Raw genomic sequence first — 1,845 nt, forward strand, 5'->3', positions numbered from 1 at the left:
GGGCTACCCCCAGGGCCAGTTCCCGCCCGGCTTCCAGCCCCCGCCCGGCTGGCCCACGCACGCCTTCCCGTACCCCTACACGATGCAGATCCGCCCGCACGGGATGGCGCTGGCCGGCCTGGGCCGGCGCCTGGCCGCCCGGTTGATCGACATCGTTGTTGTGTTCGCTTTGAATGTGCTGGTCAACGGGTGGTTGGCGTACCAGTGGTGGCAGGAAGTCGAACCGATCTTCCGCGCCACCATGCAGGACCCGCTGGCCTCGCCCGAGGCTGTCTCCGCCCGCTCCAGCTACATCATGCTGACCATGCTCGTCGTCACTACCGCTTTATGGTTCGCGTACGAGGTGCCGGCGCTCGCCAACAGTGGCCAGACCCTGGGCAAGTGGTTGCTACGGATCAAGGTCGTCAAGCTGGAGGACAGCACCGCGCTCGGGTTCGGGCGGGCCTTCCGGCGCTGGGGGCGGCTGGGCATGTGGACGCCGCTGTGGAGTTGCTACGGCATTGGTTTCCTGGCTCAGCTCATCGACGCGGGCTCGGTGCTGTTTGATCAGCGGTTGCATCAGGCCCTGCATGACAAGTCCGCCGCCACCGTGGTGGTCGCCGTTCCACCCGGCCCGCGCCGGCCGGCTGTTGAGGTCAAGACCGAGAACGAACACGATCCCACCGGAGGAAGACGATGACCCGGCTGACCCGCGCGGACCTGGATGCGCTGCCCTCGTACGTTCCCGGGCGCAGCGTGGCGGAAGTGGTCCGCGAGCTTGGCATCGCCGAGGCCATCAAGCTGGCCAGCAACGAAGTGCCGTTCGGGCCGCTGCCGGGCGTACCGGAGGCTATTGCCGAGGCGGTCGGCCAGTCGCACCGCTACCCGGACATGGGTGTGGTGGCGCTGCGAGACAAGCTGGCCGGCTGGCTGGGCGTGGACGCCGACCGGGTGGTCACCGGCGGAGGCTCGGTGGCGCTCGCCGAGCACCTGGCCAAGGCGACCTGCCTGCCGGGTGACGAGATTGTCTACTCGTGGCGGTCCTTCGAGGCGTAGCCGATCATCGCGGCGGGCGTGGGCGCGACCAGCGTGCGCGTGCCGAACACCGCCGAGCACGGCCACGACCTGGCCGCGATGGCCAACGCCGTGACCGATCGGACCCGGTTGGTGATCGTCTGCAACCCCAACAATCCCACCGGTACGAGTTCGCGTAAGGCCGACCTCGACCGCTTCCTCGACACGGTTCCCGAGGACACCCTCGTGGTCATCGACGAGGCCTACCGCGAGTTCGTGACCGACGCCGACGTGCCCGATGGGCTGCGGACGTACGGTAATCGCCCGAATGTTGTTGTGCTCCGGACCTTGAGCAAGGCTTGGGGCCTGGCGGGCCTGCGCGTGGGTTATCTGGTCGCGCAGCCGGAGGTGGCCGTCGCGATCCGCAAGGTGCTGACGCCGTTCTCGACCAGCCTTGTCGCCCAAGCCGCGGCGCTGGCCGCGCTCGACGCCGAGCCCGAGGTGAAGCGCCGCTGCGCCATCGTGATCAGCGAGCGCGACCGGGTGACCGAGGAGATCCGCAGGCTGTACCCGGACGTACCGGCAAGCCAGTCGAACTTCGTGTGGCTGCCCCTGGGCGACCGGTCGGCGGCGTTCGCAGCGGGCTGCGAGCAACGCGGCGTGATCGTGCGACCGTTCCAGGGTGACGGGGTGCGGGTGACAATCGGGACGCCGGCGGAGAACGATGCGTTCCTGGCGGCAGCCGAACTGGCGGCGAAGTCAGCGGCCTGACGGACTGGGCGGCTGGTGCCGCATCTCCGGAAGTTCCGGCGATGGTTCCACCGCTGACGTCCGCCTGGCCGCCGCCACAAG

General features: G+C 69.1%; 1 protein-coding gene and 1 pseudogene. Both read left to right on the forward strand.

Annotated elements, in window-relative coordinates; translation table 11 throughout:
* Positions 1–679: RDD family protein (locus TFC3_RS30750; RefSeq protein WP_161952704.1), on the forward strand; the 679-nt coding region annotated here is incomplete at its 5' end.
* Positions 676–1,764, forward strand: a pseudogene (hisC, locus tag TFC3_RS30755) (histidinol-phosphate transaminase). The gene TFC3_RS30750 and the pseudogene hisC, both read left to right, overlap by 4 nt.
* Positions 1,765–1,845 lie beyond the last annotated feature (81 nt).

Source organism: Actinoplanes sp. TFC3, assembly GCF_001553785.1.
GTDB lineage: Bacteria > Actinomycetota > Actinomycetes > Mycobacteriales > Micromonosporaceae > Actinoplanes.